The following is a 21,478-nucleotide window of genomic DNA, read 5'->3' on the forward strand; positions in this document are numbered from 1 at the left end:
CGTTAGATGTTTAAATATAAACAAAAGTGACAACTCTACTCTTTTGGCTAATATTTAATGTAATACTAATTTGTTACTTTAGTGCTTTAGCGTTTCATCTAGACTGATGAAGCAGCACTGTATGTTAATCAGTTTACAAGGAGAGTTAAATAATGTTTAAAGTAGCCAACTGGATGCTGGTGTCTCGCTCGCATTTATTAATGGATTTATTGACAGTACGATGGCCACAAGAGTTTTTAGTTAAATTAACCTGTGCGCAGCCAGGTAACATGGCCGACTTTCTTGCGGTGCAGAAATGCAGTTTAGTTGTTTTTGATCTGTCGACAATAGATTTACAACAAACGTATCAATTACAGCGAGTGATTGAACGGGAGTTAGCTGAAACGAAAACCGTGTTTATCAATTTTCCTAAGCAAGTTGATGCAAGATTTTTAATAAACCCTAAGACCACATTAGGCGTTTTTTATACTGATGCAATGTTAACCACTCTAGGCAAAGGGCTTGAAAGTATTTTAAAAGGCCAAAGTGTTATTCCTGCTGATTTACGTGTTGATTCCGACAATCTAGACAATGAAAATGATATTGATAACCTCACCATTAGAGAGCGTGAAGTATTACAGGCATTATTATCTGGCAATACTAACCTTGATATCGCCAATAAACTATTTGTTAGTGAATCGACTATTAAGACTCATTTGTACCGCGCATTTAGAAAAATTGGGGTATCAAGCCGCGGTCAAGCAATTGCATGGGCTCAAACTCATGTTCATGAGGTGATGGTTTAGGGACCACTTGACTAATGACGGACTTAATTAGCTTAGAAGATATCGCACACAATACGATACCTTCTAGGGCTAAGCTTAAGCACTTTTTTTAATCAGTTCGCGCTAATATTTAAGCGCTAAGTTATTTTGTCTATTGAGATAACCAAAGTTTGACTAAATTTTTATCTTTAATCTTTAGCATCACTGTATCATTTACAGCAGCTTGAATTATTAAGTCACCTTGCATTAATTCATCGCGTCTAAACCAATGCAGTTTAATCGACTCATTAATAGGGTAGTGTTGCAGTTGTTGCTCAAATTGACCATTTACTTGTAAATTATCAGCGGCTATCAATAAGTCGCCAGCACTTAAACCTGCCTGATGAGCTGGACTATCCTGGGTGACGGCAAGTATTTTTAAGCCTAAGCTTTCTGCCTTAACGCGGGCACCAAATCCAATTTTGAAGCCCTTGGCTTTACTGCCGCCAGTATCACTGCTGCCTTCACTGCTTCGCAGGCTCATTTCAACGCCCACTTTAGCGAGTAAATCAGCTAACGGCAGATCATCTGTGTTATAGATAAAGCTGAAAAGGTCATCACAATTACGCTTTAATAATGATTCAACAATGCGTTGATGGCTTTTGTTATCGGTGCCTTTTTCGGTTAAACCGTACTCTTGCCATAAAATGCGCATCACATCGTCCAGGCTTATACTGCCCTGGGTTTCAAGTCTTAAGGTTAAGTCTAACAGTAACGCAAATAGCGCCCCTTTAGTGTAATAACTGACAATAGCATTGGCGGCATTTTCATCTTGTTTATAAAACTTTGTCCACGCATTAAAGCTTGATGAAGCTAAACTTTGTTTAAAGCGGCCTTGACCACGATAAACCCGAGTCATGGTTTCACTTAATAAGGTTAAATAGCTTTCTTGATCTATACAGCCACTGCGATAAGTGATTAAGTCATCAAAGTAAGAGGTAATACCTTCATAAGCCCATAATTGCTCAGTGTAGCTTTCTTGGGATAAATCAAACGGGGTAAACTTTGCCGGCTTGATGCGTTTTACATTCCAGCTATGGAAGTATTCATGACTGCAAAGGGATAAATAGGTGCGATAGCCTGTTTCGACTTCACCTTGTCCACTTTTAGGTAAATCATTGCGTGAACACATTAAGGCAGTAGAGGCTTTATGCTCCAAACCACCAAAGCCGTTATCTAATACTGTGGTCATAAACACATAGCGTTCAAACGGAGCAGGGGTGTCAAAAAAGTGAATTTGGTACTCGCAAATTGCTTTTAAGTCTTGCTTTAAGCGGGCCATATTCGCGCGATGCTTTCCACTTAACACGATATCGTGTGGTACGCCTGCAGCGACAAAAGTATCAATGGTTAAGTCGCCCATTTCAACCGGATGATCAATTAAGTCCTGGTAATTTTCAGCGGTAAACTCGCCAAAACCAAATTGTTCACCCGCTGCGCGTGTCATGCTGGTGGCCACTTTCCATTGGATTAAGTCATTTAATGCTGGTGGCGCTATCGTAACCTGTTGAGGGTGATGCTCTAATCCATTGGCAGCGAGAAAAACTGAGCTACCATTAAAAAAGCCATGATTAGTATCAAGGTGAGCTGTGCGCACCGATAAGTCCCAGGCATAAATTTGATAACGCAAGGTAATCGTGGTTGATTGATTATCCACTTGCCATGTTTGTTTATCGAGTTGCGTAAAGGCAATCGGCGCATCATTTTCATCAAAAAATTGAATGTCGATGATGTTCTTAGCAAAGTCACGGATCATATAACTGCCCGGTAACCAGGCAGGTAAGCTGAATATTTGATGCGGCTGAGCATTATTCAATGTGGCGGTTACGGCAAATAAATGGGCTTTGGGATCGATGGCATGAATGTGATGATGCATAAAAGGTCCAGTCGCTAGAAACGATAATAAACCCATGCTGCCAAAATTGCCGGGTTTACGCAAACGACTACAATGAAAAAGCATCATTAGCGGTTATATTTATTGAAAAATACTATAAACTTAAGCCTATCCACATTTTGTCATTCAACATGGCTATCGCAAAAAGGACAATCAAATGGCTGAAGAAACCATTTTTAGCAAAATTATTCGTCGTGAAATTCCTGCTGATATTCTTTATCAAGACGATTTGGTTACTGCATTTCGTGATATTTCACCGCAAGCACCGACGCATATTTTGATTATTCCTAACCATCTAATTGCGACTGCAAATGATGTTAAAGCATCGGACGAATTAGCCCTAGGTCGGATGATGACTGTCGCGGCCAAGCTTGCCGATGAAGCAGGCATTGCCGAAGATGGTTATCGGTTGATCATGAACTGCAATAAACATGGTGGCCAGGAAGTGTACCATATTCATCTGCATTTATTAGGTGGTAAGCCGCTTGGACCTATGTTGAGCCGCGGCTAATGAAAATTAATTCTGATTTTTTCCCGTTAACGGAAGTGGCAACCCGATTTGTTAATCAATTAGCCCAGTGTCGTCGATTAGGCTTGTCGGTTAAAGAAGCCAGCGAACACCATGTACTTATTGAACTACCTTACAGTCAAGATATTATCGGTTATCCAGATACCGGTGTTATTCATGGCGGCGTGATCACCACATTGATTGATACAACCTGCGGCACTGCGGTAGTGTGTGCAATTTTAAAAAAATATCAAACCTTAGAAATATCACCCACATTAGATCTACGTGTCGATTATATGAAACCGGCTGAGCCGCACAAAGCTGTGTATGCGTTTGCTGAATGTTATCGATTATCCTCTAGCGTAGCCTTTACCCGTGCAATCGCTTATCAGGACAGCATTGATGAGCCTATCGCCCATGCCGTTGGCACCTTTATGCGTATCAGTCCTGAAATGGTCGGCGAAGAGTTTCGCCAGGCATTAATGGGCAATTTACCGGAGGCCAAACATGACTGACTCTAAAACCTTAGCAACTCAAGGCGATACACCAGACACTTCAGCCTCACTGGATGTGAGAGATGTGGTAAAACGTGCGATTGAACTGAATGACTACAGTTATTTACTGGCTAAAGTACCGTATTCACAATTTATTGGTATGTCGGTAGAACGTTTTGGCGACGAAATGGTGTTTAAATTACCTGCTAAGGATGACAATATAGGCAACCCTATATTGCCCGCTATACACGGTGGTGTAATAGCAGGTTTTATGGAAATGTCGGCAATTGTGCAATTAATGGTGTTTATGCAAGCCAAGAAGGTGCCTAAAATTGTCGATTTCTCCATTGACTATTTACGCGCAGGTTTACACCAGGATACCTTTGCAGAATGTAAAATTACTCGCCAGGGACGTAGAGTGGCTAATGTGAGTATTAATTGCTGGCAAACCAATAGAAAGCAGTTAATTGCCACTGCTAGAGCACATTTTTTGATTGAATAAATGAAGAGGCTTTGCAATGAATATCAAAAAGTTAACGGGTTACTTCGTATTATCTGCAAGTTTATTGTTGTCAGCCTGTGCAAATCATACAGCGGGTATTTCAGTTAATTCCCAAGGCGAAGTACGAGTCGATAACAGTACTTTTGGCCGACAAGTGTCAGTGACTAATGTGAATGAGCGCCAGAGCGCAGATTTAATTCAAGCAGCGGCACAAATCAATAGTTTAGTGGCAACAGATTTACGCCTACAGTATAAATTCACCTGGTTTGATGCCACTGGTTTTACCATTGAAGATGAAGCCACTAGCTGGAAATCACTTAAGCTACACGGCAAACAACAAATGCAAGTTAATGCGGTTGCCCCTAATGCCACAGCCACTCGGTTTGAGGTGTATATTCGCCAGGCATTTTCAAATTAACCGATAACTTAGCTAAACCGCAGTTTAGCCTTTAAGATGAGTAAAAATCCACGTTTATCAAGCCAGCATTTGCTGGCTTTATTTTTAGTCAGAAAAAAGTATTAGTTTTGCCTGCTAGCGAGCTAAATTTAAGATATAATCCCCTCCGCCAAGGGGTGTTTTGCTGGTTAAATTTTATATTTAATTGGAAAACTGAGATATCAAATGATGAACCCTTAGAACCTGATCCGGCTAATACCGGCGTAGGAATGGGCCACTTCGATCTCATGGATGTGCACTTCTTTATCGCTACTTGCCGGATCTCAAACTTAATATTTGAGGTCCTATGCTTCCTGTAAAAAATATCTTCCCAGTAAAATCATCACTCGCATTAGCTGTTTTTACGGCACTTTATGCAACCAATGGTCTTGCAGCAACTGAATCTATTGAGCGTATCGCACCTGAATCTGAAAAGATGGAAGTGATTGTCGTAAATGCAGATTTCAGCAATATCAGTCTTGATAAAATGCCTTCAAGTGTCACGGTTATCGATGCCCAGCAATTAGAAGATGAAGGCGCGCAGCATTTTGAAGATGTATTAAACTCTATTGCTAACTTTAACTGGTCGGGTGGTAGCTCACGCCCAAAATACTTCCAAATACGCGGAATTGGCGAACAAGAGCAATATCAAGGCGCGCCCAACTCATCGGTTGGTTTTATTGTTGATGATATCGATTTGTCAGGTCTTGGCATGGTGTCAAGCATGTACGATATGCAACAGGTTGAAGTATTACGTGGTCCACAAGGCACACAATACGGCGCCAATGCATTAGCGGGTTTGATCTATCTTAAAAGTAATGACCCAACAGACACGTTTGAAAATGGCGCTAAAGTCAGTTTAGGTGATGATAATCTGCAAACTTTTTCAGGTTTTAGCTCTGGTCCTATCACGGATTCAGGAAAGCTACTTTATCGAGTGTCGCTTGAAAAGCATGATCAGAATGGTTATAGAAACAACAGCTATTTAGGCCGTGATGATACTAATCAACGTGATGAATTGACCACCCGAGCAAAATTACGTTGGTATGCCACCGATGATGTACAGGCAGACTTAACCTTGTTACACGCCAACTATAACAACGGTTATGATGCATGGACATTGGATAATAATGGTTTTGATACCCTAACGGATCAACCCGGTATTGATAATCAAAAAACCACTGGCGCAGGGCTAAAACTGTCGTTCACAGGGGCTAAATATTTTGAACTAACCTCATTAACCTCATTTGCACAAACTGATCATCAACATGGATACGACGGTGACTGGGCTAATCCTGCTTATTGGAGCAGTAAAACCTGTAATGAATATGATGATAACTGGAATGTCACAGGCTCAGCACCTTGTGTTTACGATTATACCTGGAACAAAAAGGGCGACCGTAACACTGTATCGCAGGAATTTCGCTTCACATCAAACCAGGCAAGCCGTATTTTTAATGACTCAACGGACTGGTTAGTTGGTTTGTACGCTATGAACCTTCAAGAAGACAATGACTTATATTCTGAATATAACACCTGGCCTGATGAAGTGTTGCAATCAAGCTATGATGCGACTAATTTCGCTGTATTTGCGCAACTTGATAGTCATTTAGGCGATGATTACATACTGTCTAGCGGATTACGCCTTGAGCGTCGTGAGAGTGAATACTCTGATACTAATAATGACAACTTCAAACCTTCTGAAGACATGTGGGGCGGCCATATAGCCTTGTCTAAAGCGCTTAATGTTGCACATAACGCTTATGCGAAAGTGGCTCGCGGCTACAAGGCGGGTGGTTTTAACATGACTCTACCTGCAGAGTTGGCTGATAAAAAACAATTCGATACTGAAATTTTATATAACTACGAATTAGGCGTTAAGTCTGTGTGGTTAGCGGGAGCAATTGATACTAACTTTGCGCTTTTCTTTATGGACAGAGAAGATCAACAAGTTGCAGCGTCATTACAAGATCCTGAAAATCCACAACGCTTTGTGTTATTCACTGAAAATGCAGGCAGCTCAAGTAACTACGGCGCCGAACTTGACTTGAATTGGTACGCGACTGAAAATCTGCAAATGTACGGTAGTTTTGGCTGGTTAGAAACAGAATATGGCGATTATAGCTACCAAGATAAAAATGGGACTATTGTTGATTTATCTGGACGCGAATTAGCTCACTCACCCAACTTTACTTACAGCGCTGGTGTGACTTATCTTGCTGACTCCGGTTGGTTTGCCAATATTAATACTAGTGGTAAAAGTGACTTCTATTATTCAGACAGCAATGACTCTCAATCTGACGCTTATAACATAGTCAATACTCGCCTAGGTTATGAAACACCAACCTGGTCGGCCTATTTGTGGGGTCGTAATGTGTTTGATGAAAACTATGGCGTGCGTGGATTCTACTTTGGTAACGAGCCCGATACAGATTGGGCTGATAAGCAATACATTCGTTACGGTGACCCACGTCAAATTGGCGTAACTTTCGACTATAAATTTATGTGATTTTTCGTGAAGCTCATTTGCATCATATGTTGATATTGGACGTTGTTAAATGAGCTCAACCATTGCGGCGGTTTGGTATTTCCAGGCGCCGCAAATACTATTTGAGGTGCAATAATGAAATTAACTGCAGAAATTAGCATGTATCCATTTAATGAAAATTACCTAGACCCTATTAAGTGGTTTATAGGCCGTGTTGACAGCTACAGCAATATTGAGCGAGTAACCAATGCTATGGCAACACAGATATGTGGAGAGTATGGTGATGTTATGTCGATGCTGGCGATTGAAATGCAAGCGGCACATGTTAAGTGGGGCAAGGCGGTATTTGTATGTAAGTTTATTGGTGGTGAACTTAATTTAGCCCACAGTGAGTAATGTTTATGTTTGAATTTAGCCAAACAATAAGCCAGGCCTTCAATGAAATGGGTGTCATGACCGCCTGGGAGGCCGTTGCAGTCATTTTAGCCGTGGTGTACCTGGCATTAGCCATGCGCACCAATATTTGGTGCTGGGCAGCGGCGTTTATCAGCACGGCAATTTATACGGTACTTTTCTGGAAAGTGTCTTTGTTAATGGAGTCAGTGCTTAATATTTATTATATGGCGATGGCTGTATACGGTTATTGGATGTGGATGCAACAGCCGAGTAATAGTCCAGAGCATGCTATTAATGACAGTGGTTCAGCCATTGTCAGTTGGTCGCTTAATACGCATTTCATGTTGATCACTGTGACATCAATAATATCAATTATTGTGGGTTATCTTATGGCAACCTACACCCAGGCATCATTTCCTTATTTAGATTCTGCCACTACCTGCTTTGCAGTAATGACGACTTTTTTAGTGGCCAAAAAGGTGCTTGAAAATTGGTTTTATTGGATTATTATCAATACGCTATCAATTTACTTGTACTTTAGTAAAGGCTTAATGCTGACAACCGCACTGTTTGTACTTTATGTCTTTATGGCTGTGGTGGGATACTTTATGTGGCGCAAAACATGGCTCGCAGAAACAGATTCAAATTCAGAGCCACTATCTCAAAATGGTTGAATTAGAAATATTGGTTGCTCAATCAGCGTTAAACTTACTTCCTAATGACGTGGTCAGCTTGCTGCTCAAGCTTGTACCTGCTAATCAACTGGAAAAACTGGCTAAGTATTGCATCAGCGTTGAACACTTGTCAGGGGGATTGAGTAACCAAAATTATCTGCTTAAATGCCAAATTGAACAGATGCAAAAATCACAAGTGTTAAGAGTGAATCAAGTTGATGCAGTATGGTGCTCTCGTCAAGATGAAGTCGCTAGCTGGCAACAAGCACAGCAGATAGCAATAGCACCTAAATTACACTTTTACAGTGATAATTATGAAATTTATCTCAGTGACTTTATTGTTGAAACTACACCTTGGAATAAGGCATATCACGAGTATGGTGTTAATACTCCTCGCCAGGGTGAGATACTCATAGGTAAATCAAACTCACAACCTGTAGTGCAACTTCTTGCTGTATTAAAAACGCTGTCAACCTTGCCTTTACCTAAAAAAAAGGTGAGTTTACTGCAACAATGGCACGAGTATCGGCAGCAGCTTATAGCCTCTTATCAGCAGGAAACCGCCGAATGGCAACACTATTTCAACCAACTCGACGACCAAAGCGACATGGTTAAGCAGTGGTTTAATGCATTAGAGGAATGTTTAATTGCACCGACTTTTTGCCACAGAGATTTAACCCCCTTTAACCTGCTATTGAACACTCACGGCTATCAAAATAAAGACTTAGCAAGATTAATGTGTATTGATTTTGAATATGCAGCCACCAGTCATCCTCTTTTTGATTTTGCGTCAATTTTGGCAACCCATAGTTTGTCAAAGCAACAAACTGATACTTTGTTACAAGCCTACTTTCAATGGCAAGCAGAAACAGCATCTCCTTCACTAAATAATAATGCCCCCAAATGCGTAGCATATGCGATAAATTGTTATTGGCTATTTTGTGCTATGTGGGCTTTATTGATGGCAAGAGATACCCGCCAAAACTCCTTCCCCTTGTATCATAGATACTTTTCATTAATTGATTTCAGCTATCCTTAAACCAAAATTTAGATAGTAACTAAATCAATATTCGTGGTGTGCATTGCCCAGCCGAGCTGAATTTGGTTTTAAATATCTCTGTGTTGAAATATTTTTGGCTTATACAGGGTCTTATTTAGCCATACCCATTTACATAATATTTCTGACATAGTTAAAGTAATAACAATGTTGTTTAATAAAGGAAGTTGGATGCAAACGTTATTTGTTTTATACCAAAAGATACTTCAAAAACTGTCTCATTTTGATGGTCTGGCCCCACTAGCATTAAGAATTTATCTTGCACCAGTGTTGATGCAAGCTGGATACAATAAATTGGCCCATTTCAAAGATACCGCGGCCTGGTTTGGTAATCCTGATTGGGGCCTTGGTCTGCCTATGCCTGAAGTGATGACCGCTTTGGCGGCTGGAACTGAACTTTTTGGTGGTTTTTTGTTACTCATAGGATTGGCAACAAGACTTATTTCATTACCTTTAATAGTGACAATGGCTGTGGCAGCTTTTGCGGTTCATTGGCAAAATGGCTGGTTAGCTATTGCTGACACTAACTCATGGCTTGCTAATAACAGTGTGTTAGAAGCGGGTGAAAAACTCGCCGCGGCTAAAGCTATTTTACAGCAACATGGTAATTATGAATGGCTAACCAGTTCAGGTAACTTTGTTATTTTGAATAACGGCATTGAGTTTGCTATTACCTATTTACTCATGCTTTTGGTGTTACTGTTTATGGGAGGAGGGCGTTACGTGAGCCTCGACTATTATATTCAGCGCTTTCTGGCTAAAACTGCATAAGCAGTATTCATGGCATTAGTATTAATGACACTAGGCTAATTTTATCCCGATTAAACCCAATGCAAATATCCCACCAAACAGGTGGGATATTTGTTATTATCAGCCTAAGTAAAGCCATCGCTAGGATAAAAACATTGAAAGCATCAGAACTATTATTAACTCGACAGTCTAGCCCAAGATTGACCACTCCAGCGCCAACGACAGAGCAGCTGGACTTCATTCTTAATGCAGCCGCTCGTGTACCTGATCATGGTGGGTTAACGCCATGGGAGTTTATTATTGCCCAAGATGATGGTCTGACTCGCCTTGCTGAGATTTTTGTCAGTGCCGCAAAAAAATCGCAAGCCGATGAAGCTTTTATCGAAAAAGCTGAAAAAATGCCATTTAGAGCGCCATTGGTTATCACTGTGGTGGCAAAAACACAAACTCATTCTAAAGTACCAATTATAGAACAACACATAGCAGCAGGGTGTGCAACAATGGCGATGCAACAGGCTGTCTTTTCTCTAGGTTTAGGGGCTGTGTGGCGTTCGGGAGACTTTGCTTTTGACAGAAACGTACATCAAGATTTAGGCTTGAATGACAATGATCAGATAGTAGGCTTTTTATATATAGGTACGCCAACGGTAACGGCACCAATAAAGTCACTCAAAGAGGGGCGCCAGTTTGCGCGTTCTTTGTAGTGGATACATTCTAGTGCCTGTTATCAAATAGGCACTAGGTATATAACAGTTTTATCTGTGTTGAATGTATGCGTTAAATACTAGCCTATGAGCACATACATTTCGGCGATAAAATTAAATGATATTGTTAAGCCGTTATAACTTCTCAAGCATCAAACTTAATTTAAAAACTTAATGTAAAAACATAACCAAAAACAAGTGAAGCTTTAAAATTTAAGCTTTAGAACTTAAGCTATAAAGATAAGGGCTATAAATAACAGTTATTCAAGAGACTCTAGCGGTAATGAGTTTTGAAACACATAATAACCTAATGGTCCCATCACTAAGCTAATTCCACTCCAAAACCAGCGTTTATTATTGCTTATATGCGCATGCGAGGTAATCGCACGGTAACAAAATAAAACATGTAATAGCATCAGTGTAACAAGCAGTATTGCTAGCGTAATATCCATATTGTCCATGTCATTTTCCTTTGCGTTATGCAATGACTTTTATTAAGCATAATTGTTAATTGTGAACTTGCTGCAAAATAGTTAAAAATCCATCTTAATACTTAGCTTTATTGTGCGGAGTAAGTTAATTTACCTGAAGTTTGCTCTAAATAAAAGAGGCTTAAGTTATTAAAATATAAATTATTTTTTATTATTACTTCGAATTAATACTTAATAACTATTTTATTGTGGTTTTAGTGGAATTGATTTCTTTTTATCTAGCCAAAGTGGGTATTTAATCATCACTTTTTTAAAAAGACCACAGCTAACGAGCGCTGATAACCATTGCTGTACTTTAGTATATTCACAAGACTCAAACCATTTATGATCAACCGCTGCAAACTGTCTAATAAAGGGAAAAATAGCGTAGTCAGCAAATGTTGGACTGTTAGCAAATAAAAATGTTTGTAGATTAAGTTTGTGTTCAAGCTCTTGTACAAATTTTTCAGCTTTATGTCGATAAGCCGATTGACTCATTTGTGGGTGTCTATCAGCATATTTATATTTATCTAACCAGGGTTTGAAGTGGTTATCATTTTTATAAACCAGTGCTTGTTGTTCTTCAGAGCGAATACTTTGAATAACTAATTGATATTGAGTTTCATCTAAATATGGACACGTATCTAGAGTATAATGCGTAATCGCAAATTGGAAAATGTCTAAACTTTCTGCAATGGTGTGCTGTTGATAAGCTAAAACAGGCACAGTTGCTTTTGCTGAAATAGCTAACATTTCAGCAGGCTTATTTTTAAGCTCAATTTCACGCACATCGGGATTAAGTGTACTGAGGTGTAGCCCTATTCTTGCACGCATAGCGTAAGGACAACGACGAAAAGTATACAAATAATTTATCATGCTAACCTGAGTAGGAATCATTAAATAGAGCAATATTCTACCGTAAAAGCTCCAGACTGAGGGGCAAATGACGCAGAAAATACGATTGATGGATTAATAACTGTTTTTTTAGTGTGATTTAGTTATAATTCCGGCCGTTTTTTGGCCTCGACACACAACTTTTTAATCACAATGCACTGGAAATGAAGTTCCAGCTAGCGGAGATCTTATGTCTACTACACCTACACCAGCAGCTACATCAGAATTTGTGGTGTGCGCTCTTTATAAGTTTGTTGCTTTACCTCACTTTGAAACCATCAGACAGCCATTGCTTAATGTCATGGAGCAACATGACGTAAGAGGAACATTGTTGTTAGCCAGTGAAGGCATTAACGGAACGGTAGCCAGCAATAAAGAGGGCATCAATGCTTTACTCACCTGGCTAGACTCACAGCCTGGCTTAGATAATATTGTCACTAAGGTCTCTTTCGATAATGAAATGCCTTTCTATCGCACCAAAGTTAAACTGAAGAAAGAAATTGTTACTATGGGAGTCGAAGGCATCGACCCACGTAAAGTTGTCGGAACCTATGTTAAGCCTAAAGATTGGAATGCACTTATTTCTGATCCTGATGTATTACTCGTTGATACTCGTAACGACTATGAAGTGCAAATTGGTACTTTTGAACATGCGGTTAATCCAGTAACAGAAACATTCCGTGAATTTCCAGCATACGTGAAGCAAAATCTTGATCCTGCTAAGCACAAGAAAGTGGCTATGTTCTGTACCGGTGGCATCCGCTGTGAAAAATCAACCGCCTATTTGAAAGAACAGGGCTTTGAAGAGGTTTATCATCTGGAAGGGGGCATTCTTAAGTATCTTGAAGAAGTTCAGCCAGAAGACAGCTTATGGAAAGGTGAATGTTTTGTTTTTGATAATCGTGTTGCTGTGAATCATGCGTTAGAGAAAGGTCAATATGACCAGTGCAACGCTTGTCGCATGCCTATTACTGAACAAGAAAAACTGTCTGCTGCGTATGAGCAAGGTGTTAGCTGTCCTCATTGTATTGACAAGGTGACAGACGAGCAACGTCAACGTTTTATTGAACGTGAACGCCAGGTACAGCTCGCTACGCAGCGTGGTGAGGTCCATATCGGCAGTGACGTAAATCAAGTCATTGAAAAGCGCAGACAAGACAAAGAAGCATTAAAGAAAGCACAAGAGAAACAAAAGCAAAAGTAGTGATTATCCAAAATCATAAAACAAAAAAGCCTCAGTAAATGAGGCTTTTTTGTTTTAATTAGATAGAAGCCGTTTTGGCGGTTATTCAGACAATAATACAGCCTGTTACCATTTTTTCTTCCGCTGGAATAACATATCTAAATCGTCTTCGTCATCACTCTTCTTCGGTTGCGGAACCGCAGGACCTGAGTTTTTCTGCGCACCCATAATTTCATCTAACAGCTGTTTTGCTTCATCTAATTTTCGGGTTATAAAGGGGTCGTTAGGTGTTTGGGCTTTAATGAGGTGCAATGTAGAAAGGGCTTTAGTCACCATTTGCTTACTCGAACCATATTGCTTCATGTAGCATGCCGCGCGTGCACGGGAAATCATAGACTCCACGTTAATACGTTGCTGTAAGCTGTCAATTCGCATTTCTTCTGCGTTGAACACAGATGGATCAACTTTTCCCTTATTATGCTCGGCACGTAATATAGCTTTAAGCTTTTTTAAGGTTTTTACTAGGTCTAATACTTGTCGATCATTATCAGGTAAGCGAAAGTTCTCAACCGGAGGTACTTGAGGGGTCGAACCAGAAATACTGCTGATTTGGCTGTTTATGTCGCTTAAACGACGCTGATAATCACTCAGTAATTGGCCTGACGCATGCGATATAGATTGTTCGAGTGCATCTTGTATCCGTTTATAAAGGACTAAGATGATATGGCTAGAACAAGATGCCGCTCCTGAGTTAGCTAAAACAGCTTCAGTTTCATCAATAATAGCGCGATGACGAGAGACTTCTAATCTTCGCTCTGCTTCAGCTCGCTCTTTTTGTTGTTGAATAATACTGAAGCCAATAATGAGTAGCAGTAGAGCGCCAATCAGCATTAATATTAGAATTAAAGACATAGGTTTTCCATGTTGTCATAGTTATTGCGTGTACAGCATCTAAAAACAGTTAGAGGCAACACGAGTCTATTTGTTGTTTTAATACTAGATGAATAGCAAAACCAAAATTAATATATATCTTAGCGTAAGTTATGCCTACTGTCGTTGAAAACCCAGTCATTTTGATGATAAAAGTTGTTGTTAGTTGTTGAATGATCATCAAAAGCACTATTTGTGTAGCTTGTTACACGTGTTAGTTTGCCGACTAACGCCTATTTCAGGGGGATTTTGCTGAGTTACAGTAGGCTATTTTCACTTGTCTTATATGCTAATTTGCATTACATTTGCTACTATCTATAACATTTAGTTATAGAAGGGTTGAGGTTAGTGGCGTCCTGTTGCGTCATTACTGCTAATGTTCCAATTAAATAGTAAGGAATGGTGCCATGAAGCTGCAACAATTAAGATATATTGCCGAAGTGGTCAAACACAATTTAAATGTATCAGCTACTGCTGAAAATTTATATACCTCACAACCGGGGATCAGCAAACAAGTTCGTATGCTAGAGGATGAGCTTGGGATCCAAATCTTTGGACGAAGTGGTAAACATTTAACGCATGTTACACCCGCTGGTTTGCAGGTTATCGAAATAGCGAATGATATTCTAGGCAAAGTAGAAAGCATTAAAAAAGTGTCAGAAGAATATACTAAGCCAAATCAAGGCGAGCTAAATATTGCCACAACTGATACCCAAGCCCGTTATGCTCTACCGCAAATAATTAAAGAATTTATTAAGCGTTACCCTAAAGTTAATTTACATATGCATCAAGGCACACCTAGCCAAATTAGTGAGCAAGCGGCTCGAGGTGAAGCTGATTTTGCTATTGCAACAGAGGCGATGCACCTTTATACCGATTTAATTATGCTACCTTGTTATCACTGGAATCGTTCAATAGTGGTCACCCGCGATCACCCTCTAGCCAGTATCACTAAACCTAGTATTGAAGATTTAGCCAAATATCCTTTAGTGACCTATGTATTTGGTTTTGATAAAGCCTCTGAAATTGAAAAGTCTTTTAATCGTGCTAATTTACACCCTAGAGTGGTGTTTAGTGCAACCAGTGCTGACGTATTAAAAACCTATGTCCGTCTTGGTTTAGGAGTAGGGGTTATTGCATCTATGGCAATTGATGCCAATATCGATAAAGATTTAATCGCGATAGATGCCAGTCATTTATTTGCTCACAGCACCACTAAAATTGGCTTTAGACGTGGCAGTTTCTTACGTGGTTACATGTACGACTTCATGTTGCATTTTGCTCCCCATTTAACCCGTACTGTGGTTGAAAATGCGGTGGCTTTGCGTGATCAACAACTTATTGATGAAATGTTTGCTGATATGACTTTGCCTGTGCGCTAAAGTGTCGATTAGCTAAGTTGATAATAAAAGAGTTTTTGAAAACAGCCCGTTAAAACATTGCTAGAATAAAAAATCACGCCGCAGCGTGATTTTTTTATGCAAACATAGTGGGCTAGGATTAATCCGGTGCGTAACCATTAGGGCCGATTAGCGCACCGTCCAGGTAAGCTTGATTTTGTTTCATTTCAAGTCTGCCCAAACTAAACCATTTAACCACAAGAGGGTAAATAGCGTGTTCCTGCTCATGCACTCGCTCTGCTAATATCTCAGCATCATCTTCAGCATAAATCGGTACTTTAGCTTGTAAAACAACCGGTCCTGCATCAAGTTCTGGAATAACAAAGTGCACACTAGTGCCATGCGCTTTGTCTTTGGCATCGATAGCGCGTTGATGAGTATTAAGGCCAGTATACTTAGGTAATAATGACGGATGAATATTGATCATCTTACCTAAATAACGACCGACAAAGTCATCGGATAAAATACGCATAAAACCGGCAAGTACAATCAAGTCAGGTTGATATTTTTCAATGCAAGCAGCAAGACGAATATCATACTCTTCACGTGCTTCACCTTTGCGAGCAATGACACAACTGGTATCAATTTCACTATGGTGAGCGCGTATCAAGCCATATGCGTCAGGTTTGTTACTGATAACACCCACTACTTCAGCGTTTAGGTTGTCATCACAACCGTCTAAAATAGCTTGTAAATTACTACCGTTACCTGAAATCAACACCACAACGCGACAGCTAGCAGGCATTATACAATCTCCACTTGCTCTTCATCGGCATTACGATTGGCAATTTCACCAATTAGCCAAGCGTTTTCACCTTCAGCAGTTAACAATGCTAATGCAGCGTCAACTTTATCAGTTGGCAGCGCAATGACCATACCCACACCACAGTTGAAGGTTAAGTACATTTCACGCTTAGCGATATTTCCATTAGTCATTAACCAGTCGAACACAACAGGCCATTGCCAAGAATCACCCTTAACAACCGCTTTGCAATCTGCTGGTAATACGCGTGGGATATTTTCCCAGAATCCACCACCAGTGATATGCGCCATCGCGTGAACTTCAGTTTGCTCAAGCAATTTAAGTAATGATTTTACATAAATCTTGGTTGGTTCAAGTAAATGATCAATTAACGGCTTACCGGCTAAGTCTTGCTTAGGGTCTGCTTTGCTTACTTCTAAGACTTTACGAATTAACGAATAACCATTTGAGTGAGGGCCGCTAGAACCTAAAGCGATAAGTGAATCACCGGCTTTAACTTTTGTGCCGTCAATAATGTCAGCTTTTTCAACAACGCCAACACAGAAACCGGCTAAGTCGTAATCTTCACCTTCGTACATACCTGGCATTTCAGCAGTTTCACCGCCAATTAACGCACAACCAGATTGAACACAGCCTTCAGCAATACCATTAACAACAGAGGTTGCAGTTTCAACGTCTAGTTTGCCAGTCGCATAGTAATCTAAAAAGAATAACGGCTCGGCACCCGATACAATTAAATCATTCACACACATGGCAACAAGATCGATTCCGACAGTGTCATGTTTCTTATGATCAATTGCCAGTCTCAGTTTAGTACCAACACCATCGGTGCCAGACACTAATACAGGGTGTTTATATTTAGTCGGTAATTCACATAATGCGCCAAAACCACCTAAGTTGCCCATAACTTCAGGGCGACGGGTGCGTTTAACCGCAGTTTTAATGTTACTAACTAATGCGTTACCTGCATCTATATCAACGCCGGCATCTTTGTAACTTAATGGTGTAGGAGTGCTCACGGAGGATCCTCTCGGGTACATCGTTTAAGGAATTTTATGCGGCCACATTCTACCAGCTTGTGCCGTTACTCGAAAGCCATCATTTAGCTTTATCCGCCAGATAAAACACCAAATTGTGTTATTTTTATTGGCTTAGCTCACGATTTACTGCATTTATAAAACTTTATGTTTTATAGAAGGGATAAATACACTAAAATTCGTTAAATTTGGCTGTAATTAGACAAAGCTGGGAGATCGAAGATGAAAGTTGTTGAAGTAAAACACCCTCTTATTCGCCACAAAGTAGGATTGATGCGTGAAGCAGATATCAGTACTAAGCGTTTTCGCGAATTGGCGACCGAAGTCGGCAGTTTGTTAACCTATGAAGCTACCGCAGACTTTGAAACTGAAAAAGTCACTATTAATGGTTGGAACGGCCCTGTTGAAGTCGATCAAATCAAAGGTAAAAAAGTTACTGTAGTGCCTATTTTACGCGCGGGCTTAGGTATGATGGATGGTGTACTTGAGCATATACCGAGTGCACGTATTTCTGTTGTCGGTATTTATCGTGATGAAAAAACGTTAGAACCGGTACCGTATTTTGAAAAAATAGTCAGTAATGTTGACGAGCGCATCGCGTTAGTCGTTGACCCTATGTTAGCGACTGGCGGCTCTATGATAGCCACTATTGACCTATTAAAGGCTCGCGGCTGTACGTCAATTAAAGCATTAGTGCTTGTTGCTGCACCTGAAGGCATTAAAGCACTTGGTTTAGCTCATCCTGATATTGAACTTTACACAGCAGCAATTGATGATTGTCTAAATGAGCAAGGGTATATTCTGCCTGGTTTAGGTGATGCTGGTGATAAGATATTCGGGACTAAATAATAAATAAGCTGATTTTATAAATCGGTTAGAAAAAAATGGGAACCACAAGGTTCCCATTTTTTATCCGTCATATTGCTTAATCTACCCAGTCAACGCTTAAAGCAGTATGTCTAAAAACTAAATGCTACTCACTACTCACTACTCACTACAACACCATGGCCGCTATCCAGCCAAAAATAATCAACGGAATATTATAATGAATAAAAGTCGGGATCACGCTGTCACGAATATGGTCGTGTTGTCCATCGGCATTCAAACCCGCTGTAGGGCCTAAAGTTGAATCCGAAGCAGGTGAGCCAGCATCACCTAATGCGGCAGCTGTGCCCACAAGGGCAATTGTCGCGGCCACAGAAAATCCAAAACTAAGCGCCAGTGGCACATAAATGGTTGCAATAATGGGTATCGTTGAAAAAGAAGACCCAATCCCCATGGTAATAAGTAAACCGACTAAAAGCATGAGTATTGCCGCCAGTGCTTTATTGTCACCAATAAAATCCCCTAGTGACGTCACTAAAGAGCTCACTTCGCCGGTTGACTTTACAACAGCAGCAAAACCAGCAGCAGCAATCATAATAAAACCAATGTTGGCCATCATATGCACCCCCTGGTTAAATAAGTCCTGGCCAACACTTTGTTTAATAATTCCCGAAAAGCGGAAAATGACAAATCCGGTTAAGGCACCAAATATCATCGAGTCTGTTTGAAGTTGCACTATTAGGGTGGCGACTATGGCGATTAAAGAAATGACAATACTTTTAGTGTTAATTGTCTGCTCTGCCTGTTCAGTAACCGTTTGCTGTGCGATAAATAGGTATTCACGCGGCTTGCGGTAACTAATAAACATCGCAAATAATAGCCCACATACCATGCCTAATGCGGGTAATAACATTGCCTGTGGTACTTGAGCATGAACCGCGTTTAAGCCATTACTGTTTAAATTTGCCAGTAGAATGTCATTTAAGAAAATACCGCCAAAACCGATAGGTAAAATCATATAGGTAGTCACTAAGCCAAATGTCAGTAAACAGGCAATAAGGCGGCGATCAATTTTTAATGCAGTTAATACATGTAATAGTGGTGGTATTAAAATAGGAATAAAGGCGATATGAATGGGCAAAATATTTTGCGAAGAAATAGCCATTGCCAGAATCGTCACCAACAGCATCCATCGCACAACCTGGGTATTACTACTATTAGGCTCTTTACCCAATTTTTTAATAATACTGTTAGAAATTAATGTAGTTAAACCAGAATGTGACAATGCCGCAGCAAACGCACCCAATAGGGCATAACTTAAGGCGATTTGAGCACCGCCACCTAAACCATCGTTAAAAGCGGAAATTGTTTGTTGTATATCAAGCCCACCGACAAGGCCGGCAACTAAAGCGCTTATTGTTAGCGCAATAACCACATTTACTCGAAAAAAACTCAATGCAAGCATCAAGCAAACAGATATCACCACAGCATTCATATTTTTTAATTCTATTTATTATAAGTATTAAGGCGTTTATTTATGCCGTTATTTACTTTGCTTGTCCAGTAAAGCCTTTATTTTATTAGTGTATAACGAGCATGCTATGCCTACCTTGTTCATCAATGTTAAATAATGAGGCCAAAATGTAATCTGTTGTAAGCCATTTTTAGTTATTTGTTTTTAAAACCTTAAAAATAGTAAGGCTGTGATGAGGGGTTTTTCAGCAGGTAAAACAAAATTCATTCGAAACCTCTTATCGGGGGCGCAAATAAAAGGTATGGTATAGCACATTGTGGAAGGGTGAACATTGCACCTTCTTTTAGAATTTTAACAAGCCATTAATGGAGATATAAAATGAGCGTATTAGTAGGCCGTCCAGCCCCAGACTTTACCGCAGCAGCAGTATTAGGTTCAGGCGAAATTGTTGACAACTTTAACCTTGCTTCGGCAACTAAAGGTAAGCCAACGGTTATCTTTTTCTATCCTTTAGATTTCACTTTCGTGTGTCCATCAGAGCTAATTGCTTTTGATCACCGCATGGAAGAGTTCACTAAGCGTGGTGTTGAAGTTATTGGTGTGTCTATTGACTCACAGTTCACTCACAACGCATGGCGTAACACTCCAGTAGACAAAGGTGGTATCGGCCAAGTTAAATACACTTTAGTTGCTGACGTTAAGCATGAAATTTGTAAAGCATACGATGTTGAACATCCAGAAGCAGGTGTTGCTTTCCGTGGTTCATTCCTTGTAGACAAAGAAGGTCAAGTACGTCACCAGGTGGTTAACGATTTACCATTAGGCCGTAACGTTGACGAAATGCTACGTATGATCGATGCACTTCAATTCCACGAAGAGCACGGTGAAGTATGTCCAGCAGGTTGGTCTAAAGGTGATAAAGGCATGACAGCGAGCACTGATGGTGTTGCTTCATACTTAAAAGATCACTCTGACAAGCTATAATCTTCGCTTGTTGAATATCAAAAAAGCTGCCCAGGCAGCTTTTTTTGTTTCTGTAACTTAAATAAAGTTAAGCTAAACCGCACATCTGCTATGTTCAGTCGTCGGTATCACTATTGTCAGCCTCGTCATCCGAGTCATCTAAAGTCGCTAACGGCCAACCGCCAAGGGTTTTCCAGCGATTAACGATATAACAAAAAAGTTCAGCGGTACGTTCAGTATCATACAGTGCTGAATGAGCTTCTTTATTATCAAAATCAATGCCAGCCATTTTACACGCTTTGGCTAATACCGTGTGGCCAATAGCTAATCCGGCAAGGGACGCTGTGTCAAAACTGGCAAAGGGATGAAACGGTGAGCGCTTTAAACTATTTCGCTCGATACATTGATTAATAAAACCAAGATCAAATGCGGCATTATGTGCCACAACAATACTGCGATGACAGCCAACCGCTTTTTGAGCTTTTTTAACTTCTTTAAATATTTCTAAAAAGGCAGCCTTTTCATCAACAGCTCCCCTAAGCGGGTTGGTAGGATCTATTCCATTGAAGGCTAATGCTGCGGGTTCAAGGTTTGCACCTTCAAATGGCTCAATGTGGTAATGAAGGGTTTTATCTAAGCTTATATAGCCGTCATCATCCATTTTTAGCATGGTAACTGCGATTTCAAGCAATGCATCTGTATTAGCATTAAATCCTGCTGTTTCAACATCAATCACCACAGGAAAATAACCGCGAAATCGATATTTAAATTTATTGCTGTTGCAGATGTCACTCATGTAATTTTATTACCCCATTAAACCTGAATATTATTGT

23 protein-coding genes and 1 riboswitch are annotated in these 21,478 nt (G+C 40.1%); of the genes, 15 read left to right on the plus strand and 8 right to left on the minus strand.

The window, feature by feature from the left end; translation table 11 throughout:
- The first annotated feature begins 152 nt into the window (after positions 1-152).
- Complete coding sequence (locus FJ709_RS06750; RefSeq protein ID WP_226414708.1) at positions 153-785, plus strand: LuxR C-terminal-related transcriptional regulator; 633 nt, start codon at positions 153-155, stop codon at positions 783-785.
- A 130-nt stretch (positions 786-915) separates the two neighbouring features.
- On the opposite strand, the gene FJ709_RS06755 is transcribed toward FJ709_RS06750, so the two are convergent.
- Positions 916-2,679 (minus strand): M61 family metallopeptidase, encoded by a 1,764-nt coding sequence (locus FJ709_RS06755; protein WP_226414709.1) that lies wholly within the window; start codon positions 2,677-2,679, stop codon positions 916-918.
- Positions 2,680-2,854: 175 nt separating this feature from the next.
- Between FJ709_RS06755 and hinT the strand changes: the two genes are divergently transcribed.
- The 10 genes from hinT to FJ709_RS06805 all read left to right on the plus strand — a co-directional run bounded on the left by hinT (position 2,855) and on the right by FJ709_RS06805 (position 10,706).
- Positions 2,855-3,208: a purine nucleoside phosphoramidase gene (gene hinT, locus FJ709_RS06760; RefSeq protein ID WP_226414711.1), complete on the plus strand. Its 354-nt coding sequence runs from the start codon at positions 2,855-2,857 to the stop codon at positions 3,206-3,208.
- A complete protein-coding gene (locus tag FJ709_RS06765) occupies positions 3,208-3,720 on the plus strand; it encodes a PaaI family thioesterase (RefSeq protein WP_226414713.1) in 513 nt (170 codons plus the stop codon). The genes hinT and FJ709_RS06765 overlap by 1 nt, the downstream gene beginning before the upstream one ends.
- On the plus strand, positions 3,713-4,201 hold the full coding sequence (locus FJ709_RS06770; protein WP_226414715.1) for a PaaI family thioesterase: 489 nt from the start codon (positions 3,713-3,715) through the stop codon (positions 4,199-4,201). The genes FJ709_RS06765 and FJ709_RS06770 overlap by 8 nt, the downstream gene beginning before the upstream one ends.
- 22 nt (positions 4,202-4,223) lie before the next feature.
- Positions 4,224-4,619 (plus strand): YcfL family protein, encoded by a 396-nt coding sequence (locus FJ709_RS06775; protein ID WP_404830048.1) that lies wholly within the window; start codon positions 4,224-4,226, stop codon positions 4,617-4,619.
- 141 nt (positions 4,620-4,760) lie between these two features.
- Positions 4,761-4,885: riboswitch (TPP riboswitch) on the plus strand.
- Between the two features lie 59 nt (positions 4,886-4,944).
- Positions 4,945-7,146, plus strand: a complete 2,202-nt coding sequence (locus FJ709_RS06780) for a TonB-dependent receptor (protein WP_226414721.1) — start codon at positions 4,945-4,947, stop codon at positions 7,144-7,146.
- Between the two features lie 114 nt (positions 7,147-7,260).
- Positions 7,261-7,521, plus strand: a complete 261-nt coding sequence (locus FJ709_RS06785; protein ID WP_226414723.1) for a hypothetical protein — start codon at positions 7,261-7,263, stop codon at positions 7,519-7,521.
- A 5-nt stretch (positions 7,522-7,526) separates the two neighbouring features.
- A complete protein-coding gene (gene pnuC / locus FJ709_RS06790; protein ID WP_226414725.1) occupies positions 7,527-8,195 on the plus strand; it encodes a nicotinamide riboside transporter PnuC in 669 nt (222 codons plus the stop codon).
- Entirely contained in the window at positions 8,188-9,234 is a 1,047-nt protein-coding gene (locus FJ709_RS06795) for a phosphotransferase (protein ID WP_226414728.1), read from the plus strand. Before pnuC ends, FJ709_RS06795 begins: the two co-directional genes overlap by 8 nt.
- Before the next feature lie 189 nt (positions 9,235-9,423).
- Positions 9,424-10,023, plus strand: coding sequence for an HvfX family Cu-binding RiPP maturation protein (locus FJ709_RS06800; protein WP_226414730.1), 600 nt, complete (start codon positions 9,424-9,426; stop codon positions 10,021-10,023).
- A gap of 134 nt (positions 10,024-10,157) precedes the next feature.
- Positions 10,158-10,706, plus strand: coding sequence for an NAD(P)H nitroreductase (locus FJ709_RS06805; protein WP_226414732.1), 549 nt, complete (start codon positions 10,158-10,160; stop codon positions 10,704-10,706).
- A gap of 260 nt (positions 10,707-10,966) precedes the next feature.
- Here FJ709_RS06805 and FJ709_RS06810 read toward each other — a convergent pair whose 3' ends face one another.
- Positions 10,967-11,167 (minus strand): hypothetical protein, encoded by a 201-nt coding sequence (locus tag FJ709_RS06810; protein WP_226414734.1) that lies wholly within the window; start codon positions 11,165-11,167, stop codon positions 10,967-10,969.
- A gap of 213 nt (positions 11,168-11,380) precedes the next feature.
- On the minus strand, positions 11,381-12,052 hold the full coding sequence (locus tag FJ709_RS06815) for a glutathione S-transferase (RefSeq protein WP_226414736.1): 672 nt from the start codon (positions 12,050-12,052) through the stop codon (positions 11,381-11,383).
- 208 nt (positions 12,053-12,260) lie between these two features.
- On the opposite strand from FJ709_RS06815, the gene trhO reads away from it, so the two are divergent.
- Positions 12,261-13,274: an oxygen-dependent tRNA uridine(34) hydroxylase TrhO gene (gene trhO, locus FJ709_RS06820; RefSeq protein WP_226414738.1), complete on the plus strand. Its 1,014-nt coding sequence runs from the start codon at positions 12,261-12,263 to the stop codon at positions 13,272-13,274.
- 105 nt (positions 13,275-13,379) lie between these two features.
- On the opposite strand, the gene FJ709_RS06825 is transcribed toward trhO, so the two are convergent.
- Positions 13,380-14,165, minus strand: coding sequence for a hypothetical protein (locus FJ709_RS06825; protein ID WP_226414740.1), 786 nt, complete (start codon positions 14,163-14,165; stop codon positions 13,380-13,382).
- Positions 14,166-14,590: 425 nt separating this feature from the next.
- On the opposite strand from FJ709_RS06825, the gene cysB reads away from it, so the two are divergent.
- Positions 14,591-15,565 carry an HTH-type transcriptional regulator CysB gene (cysB, locus tag FJ709_RS06830; RefSeq protein WP_226414742.1) on the plus strand — a complete coding sequence of 325 codons (975 nt, stop codon included), beginning with the start codon at positions 14,591-14,593 and terminating at the stop codon, positions 15,563-15,565.
- Positions 15,566-15,683: 118 nt separating this feature from the next.
- Here cysB and purN read toward each other — a convergent pair whose 3' ends face one another.
- Together purN and purM are read right to left on the minus strand one after the other, a co-directional pair.
- Positions 15,684-16,328: a phosphoribosylglycinamide formyltransferase gene (purN, locus tag FJ709_RS06835; RefSeq protein WP_226414744.1), complete on the minus strand. Its 645-nt coding sequence runs from the start codon at positions 16,326-16,328 to the stop codon at positions 15,684-15,686.
- Positions 16,328-17,365 carry a phosphoribosylformylglycinamidine cyclo-ligase gene (gene purM / locus FJ709_RS06840; RefSeq protein ID WP_226414746.1) on the minus strand — a complete coding sequence of 346 codons (1,038 nt, stop codon included), beginning with the start codon at positions 17,363-17,365 and terminating at the stop codon, positions 16,328-16,330. Before purM ends, purN begins: the two co-directional genes overlap by 1 nt.
- A gap of 240 nt (positions 17,366-17,605) precedes the next feature.
- Between purM and upp the strand changes: the two genes are divergently transcribed.
- A complete protein-coding gene (gene upp, locus FJ709_RS06845; protein ID WP_226414748.1) occupies positions 17,606-18,232 on the plus strand; it encodes a uracil phosphoribosyltransferase in 627 nt (208 codons plus the stop codon).
- A gap of 145 nt (positions 18,233-18,377) precedes the next feature.
- Here the strand turns inward: upp and FJ709_RS06850 are convergent, their stop codons facing one another.
- Positions 18,378-19,703: a Na+/H+ antiporter family protein gene (locus tag FJ709_RS06850; RefSeq protein WP_226414751.1), complete on the minus strand. Its 1,326-nt coding sequence runs from the start codon at positions 19,701-19,703 to the stop codon at positions 18,378-18,380.
- Positions 19,704-20,060: 357 nt separating this feature from the next.
- Between FJ709_RS06850 and FJ709_RS06855 the strand changes: the two genes are divergently transcribed.
- Positions 20,061-20,666, plus strand: coding sequence for a peroxiredoxin (locus FJ709_RS06855; RefSeq protein WP_226414754.1), 606 nt, complete (start codon positions 20,061-20,063; stop codon positions 20,664-20,666).
- Positions 20,667-20,760: 94 nt separating this feature from the next.
- Here FJ709_RS06855 and rnt read toward each other — a convergent pair whose 3' ends face one another.
- Positions 20,761-21,441 carry a ribonuclease T gene (rnt, locus tag FJ709_RS06860; protein WP_226414757.1) on the minus strand — a complete coding sequence of 227 codons (681 nt, stop codon included), beginning with the start codon at positions 21,439-21,441 and terminating at the stop codon, positions 20,761-20,763.
- Positions 21,442-21,478 lie beyond the last annotated feature (37 nt).

It is taken from the genome of Shewanella glacialimarina, assembly GCF_020511155.1.
Classification (GTDB): domain Bacteria; phylum Pseudomonadota; class Gammaproteobacteria; order Enterobacterales; family Shewanellaceae; genus Shewanella; species Shewanella glacialimarina.